Genomic DNA, 15,618 nt, shown 5'->3' with positions numbered 1-15,618 from the left:
GGTTGCGAATGTGGACGATCGACGGCACGTGGGAATCGATCTTCACCGCTCTGCTCGCACAGGCAGGTGCCGAGGGCGACCTCGACGGGGTCGTCGCCGTCGACTCCACGATGGTGCGCGCTCGACAGCACGCCCTCGGATGCCGTTGCCGCCCACTCGCTTCGTCGTCGACTACAAGAAGCAGGCGTCATCAGCGTCGCGGGTCCTCCCGACCCCGCTTCCGGCAGGGAGCTGGGGGCGAATCCGATCATCCGATTCGCGATGGGCGCGCTGAGCCTCCGGACCCGGCGACGTACCCGCCGCCGCAACGTCGCGTACTCCTTCCTGTTTTCGAATCGACCCCGGAAGCGCTGGAGTACGCCGAGGCGGGACGGGCGAAGACCGGAAAGGTCGTCGTCAGGATGACATGACGGAGTCGCTCGGCCGGGCGATCAAGTGCCCACGAGCACCGGGACGACATCGCCTCAGGAAACGAGAAGTTCAACGAGAAGTGCCCTCAGGACCGCTAACGCGGCGACCCACCCCGTGTCCGTTCAGGGTGTGGACTTCACCTATCGGGTGATCGCATTCGACAACGGCGGAGTTGGCGGATCGGGCCTCTCCACGCCGGACACGATCGAGGCGATGGCTCGCGACGCAGTGCTGTTCATTCGGGCTCTCGGTCTCGACCGGGTCGATCTGCTCGGCCTGTCGATGGGTGGCTTCGTCGCGCTTCAGCGCCAGGTCTCCCGCCTGGAGCAGGCGAACACCGAGCTGTTGGCGCGGCCGGAGGAGAGGGAAGCGGAGCTGGAGGCCGCCCGGGCGGCCAACCGCGAGCTGACCCGGGCCCTGAACCAGAAGGGAACAGCGCACCGCCAGGGTCTGGCCGGCCCGGTCGTCCGGCTTCCAGTCGAGGCAGCCCTTGGCCGCGCAAGGCGCGCTCCGGCGAGGCGCCTCCCGCCTCGACCGCCATCCCGAGGTAACCGACGCGGCCGCGACCGATCTTGCGCAGCCCGAGCGGAAGCAAATACTTGGCTAGCCACATGTTTGCTGTTACGTTCGTTATGTGTCTAGCCACCTAAAGGGGTGGTGACGCGAGAGGAGTCGTCATGAAAGCCATCCTGTTCGACCGTTTCGGAGGCACGGAAGTGCTGCACGAAGCGGACATCGAGGCCCCGCAGCCCGGCCCCGGGCAGATCCGCGTCCGCGTCAAGGCGGCCGGGCTGAACGCGCTGGACGGCAAGATCCGCTCCGGGGCACTGGAGGCCGTGTTCCCCACGCCGCTCCCCTCCGTCCCCGGTCACGAACTCGCCGGCGTGGTGGACGCCCTGGGTGAGGGCGTGCAGGACGTGAAGGTGGGCGATGAGGTGCTGGGCTGGTCGGACACCGGCTCGTACGCCCAGTACGCGCTGGCCACCACCGTGGCTCCCAAGCCCGCCGGCCTCGACTGGCAGCACGCGGTCGCACTGCCGGTGGCGGGCGAGACGGCCGAGCGGGTCCTGAACCTGCTCGGCGTCGCCGCCGGGGAGACCGTGCTGATGCACGGCGCGGCCGGAGGGGTCGGCACCCTGGCGGTCCAGGTCGCCACCGCCCGCGGAGCGCGTGTCATCGCCACCGCCGGCCCCGCCAACCAGGACTACCTCGCCTCGCTCGGCGCCACCCCGACCGTTTACGGCGAGGGCCTGGTCGAGCGGGTCCGGGCACTGGCCCCCGACGGCGTGGACGCGGTGTTCGACGTGGCCGGGAAGGGGGCCCTTGAGGACTCCATCGCCCTGCGGGGCGGCACCGAGCGCATCGTCACCATCGCCGACTTCCGCGCACACCAGCTCGGCATCACCTTCGCCAGCGGCGGCCAGGAACGCTCGGCCGCCCACCTTGCCGCCCTGGCGCAGGATGCCGCGACCGGCAAGGTCGTCACCACCGTCACCGCCTACCCGCTCGATCAGGCCGCCACGGCTCAGCAGGTCAGCGATGCCGGGCATGTCCGGGGCAAGCTCGTCCTCACCGTCGACTGATCACGCCCGACTCTCCTTCCGGCACGCCCCCTCTTTCCTGATCACCACCTGTTCATCACCGAAGGACCATTCATGCTGAACTCCCTGTGGACACCGACCACCGTCGGTGACATTTCCCTCCCGCACCGCCTGGTCATGGCCCCCATGACCCGTGACCGCTCCACGCCTGAAGGCGTACCGACCGAGCTGAACGCCGAGTACTACGCCCAGCGCGCCTCGCACGCGCTCATCATCACCGAGGGAACCCAGCCCTGCACCGACGGCCAGGGCTACCTCCTCACCCCCGGCATCCACAATGACGAGCAGATCGCCGGGTGGCGCAAGGTCACCGACGCCGTGCACGCGGCCGACGGACGGATCGTCATCCAGCTGATGCACACCGGACGCATCGCCCACCCCGACAACACCCCCCACGGGCGCCAGCCGGTTGCCCCTTCCGCGATTCGACCGCAGGGCGCGATGTTCACCGCGTCCGGGCCCCAGGAGATGCCGGCCCCCCGTGCTCTGTCGACGCAGGAGGTCGCGGCGACCGTCGACGACTTCCGCCGCGCCGCAGCGGCTGCCGTCGCGGCAGGCGCCGACGGCGTGGAGATCCACGGCGCCAACGGCTACCTGGTGCACCAGTTCCTGTCCGACAACACCAACCAGCGCACCGACCGCTACGGCGGTTCCCTCGACAACCGCATCCGCTTCGCAGTCGAGGTCGCCGCTGCCGTGGCCGACGAGATCGGCGCCGACCGTACCGGCCTGCGCATCTCCCCCGGCAACCCCTACAACGACATCGCCGAGTCCGACACCGCCGAGCTGTATCCGGCGCTCCTGCGCGCCCTCGGCCCGCTCGGCCTCGCCTACCTCCACGTGATGCACGCGGGCGACGAGGAGTTGCTGGGCACCCTGCGTGCGCTGTGGCCGACCACGCTGATCCTCAACCGGGCCGGCACCGACCTGCCCACCCGCGCCAAGGACATCGACCACGGCACTGCCGACCTCGTCTCCGTCGGCGCCCTCGCGCTCGCCAACCCGGACCTGGTAGAGCGGCTACGCTCTGACGCGCCGCTGAACACCCCCGACCCGGCGACCTTCTACGGCGGCGGAGTGGCCGGCTACACCGACTACCCCACCCACGCCGTCTGAGGAACCGAATGCCCGCCCCCACACCCCGCACCCCCAGCACGGCCAGCGAGGGGCCGATGAGCTACGCGATCTTCCAGCTCGCCCGCGCTCACCGGGCCCGCGCCGCCGCCATGCTCCGCGAGATGGACCTGCATCCCGGACAGGAACTGTTGCTGATGCAACTCCTGGACCGGGACGGCCAGACCCAGTCCGAGCTGCTCGAAAGCGTCGGCCTGGACCACTCCACCGTCTCCAAGTCCCTACGCCGCATGCAGGACGCCGGCCTGCTCATCCGCGAGCCGGCCGAACACGACCGGCGCGTCATGATCGTCCACCTCACCGACAGGGGCCGTGCCATGCGCGAGCCCATCGCAGCCATGTGGCAGGCCCTGGAGGAGACCTCCGCGCAGAACCTGTCGCCGCAGCAGGCAGAGTCCTTCGTCCGCACCGCCTACGCCATCGCCGACGCCATCAACAGGCGCGCTGTTCCGCAAGAAGAGTCCGAGTAACCCCCTCGGCTTGCACCCCGGTTCCGGCCTGGAGTGCGGAAGCGTTTCCGGCGTTCCTGCGAAGTGGACAGTGCTGGCAGCACGCTCGGCTCACGAGTGCGTCAGGGGGAACGGGGGTGAGCGGGGCCTCAGCGTCAGGGGCAAGCGCGAGCTGTTCCGGTGGAAGCAGGACGGAACTCATTCGGGGGCAGGGCAACACCCCCGCGGGCCGGCGAGCCCTTCACCGTCGCCGGCCGGCCGCACATCGAGGACGGACGCATCACCAACGTCCGCGGCCACCACTGCCCCGCCCACCCAATCCCCCACTACTGACGTGATGGAAAGTGAGACCCCCATGACCACCCCCCTCCCCGTCCTCGTCGTCGGTGCGACCGGCTCCCTCGGGGGCAAGGTCGTCGACGAACTGCACAAGCACGGCAAGAACGTCCGTGCCCTGGTCCGGCCGACCACCGACGCGAGCAGGCTCGAAAGCCGGGGTGTCGAGATCGCCCGCGGCGACATGCTCGACCTCGACTCGCTCGTCGCCGCCATGAACGGCGCCGATGCCGTCATCACCACCGCTGCCGGCTACACCCGCGGCGGCAAGAACGCCCACGACATCGACACCGTCGGCAACGCCAACCTCGCCGAGGCCGCCCACCGCGCCGGCATCCGGCGCTTCGTCCTGACCAGCATCCTCACCAGCGACCAGACGCCCCACGTCCCGCACTTCTGGCACAAGAAGCTCGCCGAGGACAAGCTCGAACAGCTCGGCGTCCCGTTCGTCGCACTGCGCCCGGGGGCCTTCCTCGACCAGATCGCGACCATGGCGGGCAACCCGATCGACAAGGGCCGCCTGATGTGGATCGGCAAGACCACCGTCCCGCTGACCTTCGTCCACACCTCCGATCTCGCGGCCTACCTGGCGGCCGCCGTCGACGCCGAGGCAGACAACGGTGAGCGCGTCGACATCGGCTGGGACCGTCCGGTCAGCATGCGCGAGATGGCCCACCTGATGGGCAACCAGGCCGGAAAGAAGATCAAGGTGTGGGCCGTCCCCTCCGTCGTCGCCCGCGCCGCAGGAGCCGTCGCCGGCCGCTTCATGCCCCTGGTCAAGGACATGGCCGCGATGTTCGGCTGGTTCGACAGCGGCCGCTACGTCGCCGACCCCCGCCGCCAGGAGCAGCTGTTCGGCCCAGCCCCCACGGCCGAGGACGCCCTCGCCCGGTACACCGACGAGCTGGGCACGGCGCAGCACCGGTGAACGGCGCCCATGGCGGTTCGACGCCGAGCGCCGGACACCGAAGTGGGCCAGCGCGTCACGCTCCAGCCACCGCTCGGTGTTGACCTCGACCACGAAGACGCCTGAGCGGTGCCGGTCGATGCGGTGGTGGTGTAATCCGGAGAGCTCGCGCCTTCATCCATGCATCGGCGGGGAACACTTCATGCCCCAGCCTGTGGCCGCTGCTGGCGCACTGTCCGGATCTGAGGTGCCGGTCAGAAGTCCCCGGCCTTGATGCGGTCGAACGCCGCGAGGAACTCCGGGGGACCGTAGGCCAGTTCGGTGAAGACGCCGTACCTCTCGACCGTGTCCGCGTAGGAGAAGCGGGCGTCCCCGGACCGACCCGACATGGCGACGGGGTGCCCATGGGCCGCCATCTGCCCGACGGTCGCGTCGAACTGCTCAAGGCTGCTCATCAGGAAGCAGACGTGGTGCAGGCCGGGGCCCTTTTTGTCGAGCCATTCCTGGAATATGCTCTCGCCGGAGTGATGCTGGATCAGCTCCACCATCATGTCGCCGGAATATCCGAAGGCACACGAGAACTGAAAATCGGCCGACTTACCTCGAAACGTTTTCTCGGTGATGTCGGCGGCCAGGTTCTTCCACACGAAAAAGCGCGGAATTCCGAATGTCGTGGAGAACTGCTCGACCGCGTCATCGAGGTTCTCCACCACATATCCCAGCTGCTGGAGCCGGCCGGCGGGAAACGGTGGTATGAGGGAGTTCACCGCGCACCGACCAACTGCTCCGTGATGCCCTTAAGGCGCAGAGCGTCCTCGGGGTCGAAAGCCTTTCCGCTGATGTCCACCGGCTTCTTCTTCCAGCGCGCCAGGAAAGGATCGGCGGGCGGATTGTCGAGGAGTTCGACCATGGGATTGATCGCCTTGCCCACAGGCGTCGCCGCGACGGCGAACGTGGCCTTGGTCATCAGCCTCAGGGGAAGCGGCAGGGAGTTGGGCATACCGGTGGAGACCACCCCGGGGTTGTACCCGATGTACGTCACGGGGCCGTTGCCTTGGGTCGCCGCGAAGCCCACGCCCAGCAGGTCGTTGGCGCGGAAGGACTGAAGGGTCGCCCTGTTGCCGTTGTAGCCGCGCTCCAGCTGAAGGTCGTCCCAGTGGACCTTTCCGAGGCCGACGCCGGGGGTGCCCACGTTCATGATCACGGGTTGCTTCGTGCACTGGAGCGCGTCCCTCAGGCCGTAGCTCAGGATGAACCGGCTCAGATAGGCGAGGGCGAAACTGTGCTCAAACCCTTCCGGCGTCACGGAACGCTTCCCGAAGAGTTTGTAGCGCTGCGCGCACAGGACAAGTTTGTCCACCGAAGCATAGGTGTTCTCGATCTCCTCCACCAGCCGCCAGGTGGCCGCGATCGAGGTGAGGTCGACCGAAAGAAAGTGGGCCCGGTCGGCGGCCGAGATCTTACGCGCCTCCTCGATTAATGCCTCACCCTTGGCGGGCGTGCTCCCAATGGCCAGGACCCTGGCACCCGCCCTCAGATAGTGCAGGGCGATTCCCCTGCCCAGGCCATCCGTTCCGCCCGTGACGACGACCGTTTGCATGGCTTTTCTTTCCTTCCACGCCAGGAACTCGAACCGTAAGTCATCCGATGGTGACAAGCTCAGCGTAGGCGCCCTTGAGCTACCATGTCAACGTTTGATGACTCAAGGGAGTACCGCTATGGCAGCCGCCCCACAGCCGCACAAACGCGACCGCGCCGCGACCCGCGCAGCCCTGCTCGACGCGGCGCGCGTGCGCTTCGCCCGGCTCGGCTTCGACGGGACGACAATGCGCGACGTCGCCCAGGACGCCCACGTGGACCCCGCGCTCGTCTTCCGGTACTTCGGCTCCAAGCGCGCCCTGTTCGAGGAGGCGTGCGTCGATCACCAGGTCCTCGGGGAGATCATGTCGGGGCCCCTGGACGCGTTGCCGGTCGGCATGCTCAAGTCCGTTGTCTTCCAGGAGTGGGAGCAGTTCGCCGGCGAGCATCCCCTGGTCATGCTGTTGCGGTCGCCCTCGCACGCGCCCGCCCGCAACCGCCTGGAGCAGGAGGCACAGGCGGCGGCGCACATCGAGGAACTCATCAAGCAGGTCAAGGGCGAGGACGCGGCGTTGCGTGCGGAGATGCTGGTGGCCTGTCTGCTGGGCATGGGCATCATGCGCACGGCCCTGCGCTCCCCCGCGCTCAACTCGGCCTCACTTGAGGACGTCCTGCCGTACTTCGAGGGCGTCACCCGCGTGCTGATCGAGAACGCGGGTGACGCCCCGGACGACGGCCCCCGGCCCGACTGACCACCGACGGGACGGTTTCGCTCAGGCGATCGCCTGAGCGAAACGGAAGAAGCCCTCGGGGTCGTACGCGCGCTTGACGGACGCCAACCGCTCATAGTTCTCCGCGTAGTACGACCGCTTCCAGTCCCGCAGAGCAGGGTCGATGTAGTTCTGGTAGGTCTCCCCCAGGGAGTGGGGGTCAACTGCGGCGAAGCCGCCGTCGATCCAGGCCCGCAGAGCGTCCTGCTCCTCCTGGGTCGGGCTCGCCGCCGTGGTGCCCACCGTCCAGTTCAGCGTGAACTCCGCGTCCCGGTGGACGTAGGCCGTCGCGGTGCGGTCCAGGGTGTTGGCCCGGCCGCCGAGGGAGAGGGCCTGGACGAACCGGAGTTGGCCCGCTCGTGGCGAGGCGGTGAAAGCGGAGAGCAGTTCACTGATCCCGGTCCTCGGCAGGCCGGTCCTGAAGAGTCTGCTGCGGTCCAGGATGAAGCCGCCGCGCGGCATCACCGCCTCGGGCGAGTAGCCGACCGTGTGGCACTGCTCGACTGTCCTGTCGGCGCACCCGAACCAGTCCAGCATCCCGTCCAGGAAGGTGAACTGGCTGCTGGTACGGCTGTCGGGCGCGCGCCCCACGCCGGCGGCGAGCGCGTCCAGCAGGGGCGCGAGGTCCCCGGGGCTGCCGAGGAAGGAGCCGTCGACCCAGACGGCGGGCTCGGCTCCGCCCGGGGCCGTGTCGAGGTGGCTGACGATCCAGCGGGAACCCAGCGTCCAGGGCGTGGTCGGCATCCACTCCTGCCAGGCCGCAATCACCCGGTCCACGTCGCTCCAGGCCCACGACATCCTGAAGTTCACCATGTCGGTGGCGGCCGTGGTGCGCCGCTCGTACCGGCTGACGATGCCGAAGTTGCCGCCGCCACCGCCGCGCAACGCCCAGAACAGGTCCGGGTGTTCGTCCTCGGAGCAGGTCACCGGCCGGCCGTCGGCGAGAACCACGTCGGCGGAGACGAGAGCGTCGCAGGCCAGCCCGAAGGAGCGGCTCTGCCAGCCGATGCCGCCGCCGTGCACGAAGCCGCCCGCCGCCACGGAGCCGTGCAGCCCGCCCGCCAGAGCCTGTCCGTACGGGGCGAGCGCGGAAAGCGTGTCGACGGTCTGTGCGCCCGGGCCGAGCACGGTCGTGGCGGTACCGGGTTCGACCGAGCGCAGCCGTGACACATCGATGACCAGGCCCGAGGTGGTGGAGAAGCCGCCGAAGCTGTGCCCGCCGCTGCGCGGTACCGCCGGGACGTCGTGCTGCTGGGCGAAGGCGAGACAGAGCCGGATGTCGGCGACGCTCGCGCAGTACGCGACAGCGGCCGGGGCCGAGGAGTCGTACATGCTGAAGTACACCTGCTTGGCCTGCGCGTACCCGCTGTCGGACGGCAGGAGCAGGTCCCCGTCGAGCCGTGTGCGCAGATCGGTCCAGTCGGCGCCCGGCGCGGCGGCCGCGGGGAAACCGGCCGGTCCCGGCAAGGTCGCGGACGCCGCCAGGGCGAGGCCGACGGCCCCGCCGCGCAGGACCTGCCTTCGTGTTGCCATGACTGTGACTCTCCCGTCGTCGGATACGGCGTCGGCGGCCCTCCCGCCGACGCCGTCCGAACCTGACACGAGCCGGTTAGTCCCTTCTAAAACGGGCCTGTCGGACATCCGAGGGCGAGGCCGAAGCCGGTAGAGCCGGGCTTAAGGGCCCGCATCGAGGCTGAGAGGCGAGGGCGCCGCAGCGCGCCCGACGACGCGGCCGGGTGCGGCACCCGGTGTGAGGAGGACATCGGATGGGACGAGAACCCGGCAGGACGGCTCACGACATCGACGAGCTCAAGCAGTTCGTCGTGGTCCACTCCCGGGCCCAGCGCCTGCCCCCGGAGCTGTGCGAGGAGGTCCTGGCACGCATCGGGCACGACGGCGAGGGACCCGGCTCCTGGACCGAGGAGTGGGCCGCCGCGGCGCGGAAACTGGCGGCGGAGGACCGTCTGCTGGACGCCTCCCAGTGCTGGAACACCGCGCGGTTCCCCTACGTCGACGGAACCCCGCGCGCACGGGCACAGCAGGCCTGCTCCGAAACCTTCGCGCAGTGGAGCGGCGCCCAGGAGACCGTCATAGAGCGCGTCGACGTCACCCTGCCCGACGGCGACGGAACCCGGCTGCCGTTCGTGGCCCTGGCGGCCGGGCTGTCGGCCGACGTGCCGCGCCCGCTGCTCGTAGTGACGGGCGGCATCGTCAGCGTCAAGGAGCAGTGGGCGCCGGCGCTGCTCCTCGCCGAACAGCTCGGACTCGCCATGGTCGCCACGGAGATGCCCGGCGTCGGCGAGAACCGGCTCGGTTACGGCAAGGACAGCTGGCGCATGCTCTCGGCGCTGCTCGACACCCTCGCGGACCGGGCCGACGTCGACCGCACCTACGCGTCTGCAATGAGCTTCAGCGGGCATATGGCGCTGCGCGGCGCCCTGCACGATCCGCGCATCCGCGGGGTGGTCACGGCCGGCGCGCCGGTGAGCGGCTTCTTCACCGACCGCTCCTGGTACGACAGCAGCGTGCCGCGCATCACCAAGGACACGCTCTCCCACCTGACGGGTGTACCGCGGGCGGAGCTGTTCGACGGACTGCGCGACTGGGAACTGCGGCCGGGCGAACTGTCGGCGCTGAGCATCCCGGTGGGGTACACGGTCAGCTTGCGTGACGAGATCATCCCTCCGTCGGATGTGCGGACCCTGAAGCGGTACGTCTCCGACCTCACCCTCAACGAGCACGACGACGTGCACGGTTCGCCCGCGCACGTGGAGGAGACACGTGCCTGGACGGTGCAGACCGTGCTGAAGATGATGCGGGCCGCCGCGAGCCCGCAGGCCTGACACGCGACATGACCCGGGCCCCGGCACACTGTGTGCCGGGGCCCGGGCCGTGCGTCGTTCACGCGGCGGGTGCGTCCGCCAGCCACCGCCTGAGGTAGCCCACCAGCGCGACGGGTGTGGGGTGGTCGTAGACGACCGCGACCGGCAGGGGCAGCCCTGTGGCCCGGTGGAGGCCGTTGCACAATTCCAGGGCGGTGAACGAGGAGAACCCGATCTCCAGGAAGGAACGGGACTCGTCCACGTTCTGCGACGCGTCGAGGCCGAGCACCTGGCCCACGTGTGCACGCACCAGTTCGGCGAGCCGCCGATCCCGCTCCTCTTCCGGCAACTCCCCGAGTGCGGCACGCAGTTCGGCCTGGTCCGCCACCCCGTCCGGGCCGTCCGTCCGCTGCTCGGCCAGGTGGCCGCGGGCCTCGGGCAGGTCGCGGTACTGGGCGCCGGAGCTCAGCCGCGTGGCGTGCGCCAGGTGGTCGTCCCAGTCGATGTCGGCGACGCCGAGGACCGGCCCGGGGGTGACCTCGGTACGGCCGAGGAGGTTGGGCAGACAGGCCAGCGCGCGTGCGGGATCGAGGCCGCGCAGCCCGGCCCGTGTCTCCTGGTCCGTGCCGGGTTCCAGCGGGCCCCAGGCCAGGAGCGTGGCGGGCAGCCCTCGCGCGTGCCGGTGCCGGATCAGCGTCTCGGCGTACGCTGCGTCGACAGCCGCCTGCCACGAGCCCGGGTCGCTGCCGGTGAGCGCCGCGAAGTCGGCGAAGACGACGAACCCCGTCAGCGGCAGGTCCAGCGTGAGCTCGTGGAGATGACGCAGCGCGGCACCGCCTCCGGTGTGCACGACCACGCTCACGGGTGTCCCCTCGCCGGTCTCCGCGAGGGCGGCGGCGAGCGCGGCGCGGTCGGACGGATCCGCCGCGTCGAGGCGTACGCTCGCCCCGCGCTCCTCAAGCTCCGCGCGCAGAGCCTCGCCCGCGGCGTCCCCGATCTCGGGCACGAGGAGCAGGAAGTGACCGTGGGCGGCGTCCGCGAGGGCGAGTGCGGCGGCGCGACCCGCGGTGGTACCGGCCCCCGTGACCAAGACGGTTCCGTCGGCGGGATCCGCGTCCTGCTCGGGCACGGGCCAGGGCACGCGCACCAGACGACGGACGTGCCGCCCTGAGGCCCGTACGGCGAACTCGTCCTCGCCGTCGGCTGCCGCGAGGACGCGCTTCAGCTGGGTGACGGTGACGGGGTCCAGGACGGCCGGGAGGTCGATCGTGCCTCCCGCGCCGTCGGCCGGACGGAGGCCGGGAATTCGGCTCAGCCCCCACAGGTGTCCCTGCGCGGGGTCGGGGGACGGGTTGCCCGGGCCGGTCGAGACAGCTCCACGCGTCAGCGACCACAGCGCCAGATCCGCCCCGAGGGCGGCCAGCGCCTCCACGATCCGAGTGGTGAGGGCGACCCCCACGGGGATGGCGGGGTGCTCTGGATGCGGGCCCTTGGCGGCGGCCAGCGCGGACAGGACACCGGCGACACCGCCGTCCTGCCGGAGCCGGTCCAACGCCTCGCCGAGCCGCTCAGCGACCGACGCGGTCTCCTCGTCAGGGTCCACCTCGAACCGCGCCACCCTCAGTCCGGCGTCCGACAGCGCCTGGTGGAGGTCCGACAGTTGGTCCTCGTCTTCCTGCCGCGGCTCCACGAGGAGCCAGCCCACGTCGACGGCTGGGGCGCCCGCGTGCAGACCGGTGCTGGTCTCCGGCAGCCGCCGCCACTGCCACTCGTACATCCAGCCGCGCTGGCGACGCCATCCGGCCAGCGTGGACTGGAGCTCCGCCAGCAGCTGCCGTTCCTCGTCACGGGCGCCGAACGTACGGGCCAGGACGGCGGGATCGCCCTGTTCCACGGCCGACCAGAACTCCTGGTCGTCCGCAAACGCCCACCCGTCGGCCGTACCGGCGCCCGCCCCCGGCGCCCGCTCCGGCGTGGCCTCAAGCCAGTACGGACGGTGCTGGAAGGCGTACGGCGGAAGCCGGAGATGTCCGGCGACCGTGCTCGGGCCGGTCGCTTCGGGCAGCAGGCTCTGCCAGTCCACGGCCCTGCCGTGCGCCCAGGTCTCGGCCACGCCCAAGAACAGGGTGCCGGGCTCCGGGCGGTCCCGGCGCAGCGTGGGGGCGAGCACGAGCGGCTCGGCGCCCAGGCAGTCGCGGGCCATCGCACTCAGGACGGCGTCCGGACCGACCTCGACGAAGAGGCGCACACCGTTCTCCTCCAGGGTGCGCACCCCGTCGTGGAAGCGCACGGCCTGCCGGATGTGCCGGGCCCAGTAGTCGGGGCTCATCAACTCGCCGGCGATCGCCACCCGACCGGTGACGTTGGACACGACGTCGATGTCCGGTTTCGCGTACGTCAACCGGGAGGCAGCGACAAGGAGTTCAGCCGCCGCGGCCTCCATGTGCGGCGAGTGGAAGGCGTGACTGACCCGGAGCTTCTTGGTGCGTCGGCCCCGGCCCCGCCACGCCTTGACCAGTTCGGCGACGGCGTCGGCGTCGCCCGAGACCACGGTGGCGGACGGCCCGTTGACCGCGGCGACGACGACCCTGCCGTCGTACGGGGCGAGCGTCTCCAGGACCTCGCTCTCGGGCGCCTCGACAGCGGCCATCGCGCCGTCCGCGCGCGCCGCCTGCATCGCCCGCCCCCGCGCGGCGACCAGCTCACAGGCATTGTCCAGATCGAAGACACCGGCGACATGCGCCGCGGCCAGCTCACCGATGGAGTGCCCCATGACGAAGTCGGGCCGCAGACCGGTGCTCTCCAGCAGCCGGTACAGGGCGACTTCTACGGCGAACAGGGCGCACTGGGTGTAGAGCGTCTGGTCGAGCAGCTTCGCCTCGGGCGAGCGGGGCGCGGCGAAAACGACGTCACGCAGGGGAAGTTCCAGGTGCCGGTCGAAGCGCGCGCACAGGTCCGCGAACAGTTCACGGAAACCGGCAACGGAGTCACTCAACTCCCTTCCCATGCCCAGCCGCTGGCTACCCTGCCCGGTGAAGAGGAATCCGAGGCGCGCGTCCTTGTCGCTACTGCCCGTCGCCGTCGTGGGTCCGCCCTCTCCGCGGGCCACCGCAGCGACGGCCCGCAGGAGCCCCTCTTGGTCACCACCGATGACAACCGCGCGATGGTCGAAGGCGGTCCGTACGGCGAGGGACCGGGCCACCTCCGCGGGACGAGGCTCCGAGTCGTGGTCGGCCACGCTGCGCAGATGGTCGTGCAGACGCCGCGCCTGGGCCCGCAGGGCGGTGGTGTCACGGGCGGACAGCACCCACGGCAGGACGGACGCGGACCCGGCCCCGTCCGCGGAGTCCTCGTCCGCGGGTTCCTCGGCGTGCGGGGCCTGTTCGAGGACGACGTGGGCGTTGGTGCCACTGATGCCGAACGAGGACACGGCACACCGCCGGGGCCGGTCACGCTCGGGCCACTCCCGCGCCTCGGTCAGCAGCCGCACCTGCCCGGCCTCCCAGTCGACGTGCGGGGTCGGCTCGTCGACATGGAGGGTCTGGGGCAGCACCCCGTGCCGCATGGCCTGCACCATCTTGATGACCCCGGCGACACCGGCGGCGGCCTGGGTGTGCCCGATGTTGGACTTGATGGAGCCCAGCCACAGGGGCTGTTCGGCGTCCCGGTCCTGTCCGTAGGTCGCCAACAGCGCCTGCGCCTCGATCGGGTCGCCGAGCGTGGTGCCCGTGCCGTGCGCCTCAAGTGCGTCCACGTCCTCGGTCGTCAGGCCGGCGTCGTCCAGCGCCTGCCGGATCACCCGCTCCTGCGAGGGACCGTTCGGCGCGGTCAGACCGTTGCTCGCACCGTCCTGGTTCACGGCCGAGCCCCGTACCACAGCCAGCACCTCGTGCCCGTTGCGCCGCGCGTCGGACAGTCGCTCCAGCAGCAGTACGCCGACCCCCTCGCCGAACCCCGTGCCGTCCGCGGCCGCGGCGAACGCCTTGCAGCGGCCGTCCGCGGCCAGCCCACGCTGCCGGCTGAACTCGATGAACAAGCCCGGCGTGGACAGCACCGTGGAACCGCCCGCGAGCGCGAGTCCACACTCGCCCGAGCGCAGCGCCCGCGCCGCCAGATGGAGGGCGACGAGCGAGGACGAGCACGCAGTGTCGACGGACACGGCGGGGCCCCGCAGCCCCAGGACGTACGACACCCGTCCGGACGCGACGCTGGCCGCGCTGCCGTTGCCCAGGAAGGGCTCGTACTCCGGCGGCACCGTGTGCAGACGAGCGCCGTAGTCGCTGTACATGATCCCGGCGAAGACGCCCGTGTCGCTGCCCCGCTGGGCCGTCGGGTCGATCCCGGCGTCCTCCAGCGCCTCCCACGACGCCTCCAGCAGCAGCCGGTGCTGCGGGTCCATGGCGGTCGCCTCGCGCGGGCTGATGCCGAAGAACGGGGCGTCGAAGTGGTGGGCGTCGTGCAGGAAGCCTCCGTGCCGGGCGTAGAACGTGCCACTGCGGTCGGGGTCCGCGTCGTACAGGTGGTCGAGGTCCCAGCCGCGGTCGACGGGGAAGTCCCCGATGCCGTCCGCGCCGGAGCGGACCAGTGACCACAGGTCGTCGGGTGTACGGACACCGCCGGGGTAGCGGCAGCTCATCCCGATGATTGCGATCGGCTCGGTCGCGGCGGCCTCGACCTCCGCCAGTCGTTGGCGGGTCTTGTGCAGGTCAGCGGTCACCCACTTGAGATAGTCGGTGAGCTTCTCTTCGTTCGTCGGCACGTTCTCATCTCTCCGTTCGAGTCGCTCGCCGCGTTCGAGCACCGCGGGGTCAGTGGACGTTCCGGCCCAGTTCCTTGTCGATGAAGTCGAAGATCTCGGAGGCCGAGGCCGCCTCGATGTGGTCCACGGCGTCCCCGTCACCGGTGTCGTCGGAGCCGTCCTTCTCCCATACGGCGAGCAGCCGGCGCAGTCGTGCGGCGACGGCGGAACGATCGCCGGGCTCCCCTGCCCCGTCGCCGTCGGCCGCGGCGGGCGCCGTGGCCAGCACAGCCTCCAGACGGTCGAGCTCCGCCATGAGCGACGCGGAACGGGCGTCGGTCACCTGTGACGAAACGCGGGTCAGCAGGTGGTCGGAGAGTTCCGCCAGCGACGGGTGGTCGAAGACAAGCGTCGCGGGCAGTCGCAGCCCGGTCGCCGCGTTGAGCCGGTTGCGCAGCTCGACACCAGTGAGCGAGTCGACGCCCAGGTCCTTGAAGGACTGACCGATGTCGAGGCTGCCGGGCGAGTCGTACCCGAGCACGGCTGCCACCGTGTTGCGCACGAGCTCCAGGACAACGGCCCGCTGTTCGTCCTCGGACAGGCCCACGAGCCGCTCGGTGAACGACCCCGACCCCACGGCGTCGGGCTCGGCCCGTCGCTCCACCGTGCGGACCAGCCCCCGCAGCATCGGGGCGAGTACCCCGGCCTGCGCCTGCGCGCGCAGCCCCGCCGGATCCGTACGGAGCGCCGCCAGCACGGGCGGATTCTGCGCAGCACCGGCGATTGCCTGGTCGAAGAGGGCGAGCCCTTCTTCCTCTGACATCGGAACCAGACCGCTCCGGCCGAGCCGGATGATCGCGTCCTCGTCCAGA

General features: G+C 70.6%; 12 protein-coding genes. 7 read left to right on the top strand and 5 right to left on the bottom strand.

All coding sequences use genetic code 11. The features are described 5' to 3' along the window. The first annotated feature begins 540 nt into the window (after positions 1–540). The 5 genes from KCH87_RS37585 to KCH87_RS37565 all read left to right on the top strand — a co-directional run bounded on the left by KCH87_RS37585 (position 541) and on the right by KCH87_RS37565 (position 4,859). The gene (locus tag KCH87_RS37585; RefSeq protein ID WP_308299010.1) at positions 541–1,053 is read left to right on the top strand and encodes an alpha/beta hydrolase; all 513 of its coding nucleotides are present in this window, start codon (positions 541–543) and stop codon (positions 1,051–1,053) included. A 35-nt stretch (positions 1,054–1,088) separates the two neighbouring features. Further along, the gene (locus KCH87_RS37580) at positions 1,089–1,994 is read left to right on the top strand and encodes an NADP-dependent oxidoreductase (RefSeq protein ID WP_210592348.1); all 906 of its coding nucleotides are present in this window, start codon (positions 1,089–1,091) and stop codon (positions 1,992–1,994) included. A 72-nt stretch (positions 1,995–2,066) separates the two neighbouring features. Continuing rightward, positions 2,067–3,128 carry an alkene reductase gene (locus KCH87_RS37575; RefSeq protein WP_210592347.1) on the top strand — a complete coding sequence of 354 codons (1,062 nt, stop codon included), beginning with the start codon at positions 2,067–2,069 and terminating at the stop codon, positions 3,126–3,128. Between the two features lie 8 nt (positions 3,129–3,136). Then, positions 3,137–3,616, top strand: a complete 480-nt coding sequence (locus KCH87_RS37570; protein WP_210592346.1) for a MarR family winged helix-turn-helix transcriptional regulator — start codon at positions 3,137–3,139, stop codon at positions 3,614–3,616. A 334-nt stretch (positions 3,617–3,950) separates the two neighbouring features. Then, a complete protein-coding gene (locus KCH87_RS37565) occupies positions 3,951–4,859 on the top strand; it encodes an SDR family oxidoreductase (protein WP_210592345.1) in 909 nt (302 codons plus the stop codon). 233 nt (positions 4,860–5,092) lie between these two features. On the opposite strand, the gene KCH87_RS37560 is transcribed toward KCH87_RS37565, so the two are convergent. Next, a complete protein-coding gene (locus KCH87_RS37560; RefSeq protein ID WP_308299009.1) occupies positions 5,093–5,605 on the bottom strand; it encodes a VOC family protein in 513 nt (170 codons plus the stop codon). Beyond that, positions 5,602–6,438 (bottom strand): SDR family NAD(P)-dependent oxidoreductase, encoded by an 837-nt coding sequence (locus tag KCH87_RS37555; protein WP_210592343.1) that lies wholly within the window; start codon positions 6,436–6,438, stop codon positions 5,602–5,604. Before KCH87_RS37555 ends, KCH87_RS37560 begins: the two co-directional genes overlap by 4 nt. 118 nt (positions 6,439–6,556) lie before the next feature. On the opposite strand from KCH87_RS37555, the gene KCH87_RS37550 reads away from it, so the two are divergent. After that, on the top strand, positions 6,557–7,168 hold the full coding sequence (locus tag KCH87_RS37550) for a TetR/AcrR family transcriptional regulator (protein ID WP_210592342.1): 612 nt from the start codon (positions 6,557–6,559) through the stop codon (positions 7,166–7,168). A 21-nt stretch (positions 7,169–7,189) separates the two neighbouring features. Here KCH87_RS37550 and KCH87_RS37545 read toward each other — a convergent pair whose 3' ends face one another. Then, complete coding sequence (locus tag KCH87_RS37545) at positions 7,190–8,719, bottom strand: FAD-binding oxidoreductase (RefSeq protein WP_210592341.1); 1,530 nt, start codon at positions 8,717–8,719, stop codon at positions 7,190–7,192. Between the two features lie 233 nt (positions 8,720–8,952). Between KCH87_RS37545 and KCH87_RS37540 the strand changes: the two genes are divergently transcribed. Further along, complete coding sequence (locus tag KCH87_RS37540; RefSeq protein ID WP_210592340.1) at positions 8,953–10,029, top strand: alpha/beta hydrolase; 1,077 nt, start codon at positions 8,953–8,955, stop codon at positions 10,027–10,029. A gap of 58 nt (positions 10,030–10,087) precedes the next feature. Here KCH87_RS37540 and KCH87_RS50550 read toward each other — a convergent pair whose 3' ends face one another. Beyond that, a complete protein-coding gene (locus KCH87_RS50550) occupies positions 10,088–14,767 on the bottom strand; it encodes a type I polyketide synthase (protein ID WP_210592339.1) in 4,680 nt (1,559 codons plus the stop codon). Positions 14,768–14,816: 49 nt separating this feature from the next. Further along, the coding region (locus KCH87_RS37530) for a phosphopantetheine-binding protein (protein ID WP_247197408.1) at positions 14,817–15,618 on the bottom strand (802 nt) is incomplete at its 5' end.

The sequence above is a fragment of the Streptomyces sp. GESEQ-35 genome, assembly GCF_017948485.1.
Taxonomy (GTDB): Bacteria; Actinomycetota; Actinomycetes; order Streptomycetales; family Streptomycetaceae; genus Streptomyces.
Note: the sequence above shows the minus strand (reverse complement) of the source record. Positions and strands in the feature narration are given on the sequence as shown.

Bases quoted from the DNA above. Each gene is read 5' to 3' on its own strand.
- KCH87_RS37580 (WP_210592348.1), top strand. From the start codon at position 1,089: ATGAAAGCCATCCTGTTCGACCGTTTCGGAGGCACGGAAGTGCTGCAC.
- KCH87_RS37575 (WP_210592347.1), top strand. From the start codon at position 2,067: ATGCTGAACTCCCTGTGGACACCGACCACCGTCGGTGACATTTCCCTC.
- KCH87_RS37570 (WP_210592346.1), top strand. From the start codon at position 3,137: ATGCCCGCCCCCACACCCCGCACCCCCAGCACGGCCAGCGAGGGGCCG.
- KCH87_RS37565 (WP_210592345.1), top strand. From the start codon at position 3,951: ATGACCACCCCCCTCCCCGTCCTCGTCGTCGGTGCGACCGGCTCCCTC.
- KCH87_RS37555 (WP_210592343.1), bottom strand. From the start codon at position 6,438: ATGCAAACGGTCGTCGTCACGGGCGGAACGGATGGCCTGGGCAGGGGA.
- KCH87_RS37550 (WP_210592342.1), top strand. From the start codon at position 6,557: ATGGCAGCCGCCCCACAGCCGCACAAACGCGACCGCGCCGCGACCCGC.
- KCH87_RS37545 (WP_210592341.1), bottom strand. From the start codon at position 8,719: ATGGCAACACGAAGGCAGGTCCTGCGCGGCGGGGCCGTCGGCCTCGCC.
- KCH87_RS37540 (WP_210592340.1), top strand. From the start codon at position 8,953: ATGGGACGAGAACCCGGCAGGACGGCTCACGACATCGACGAGCTCAAG.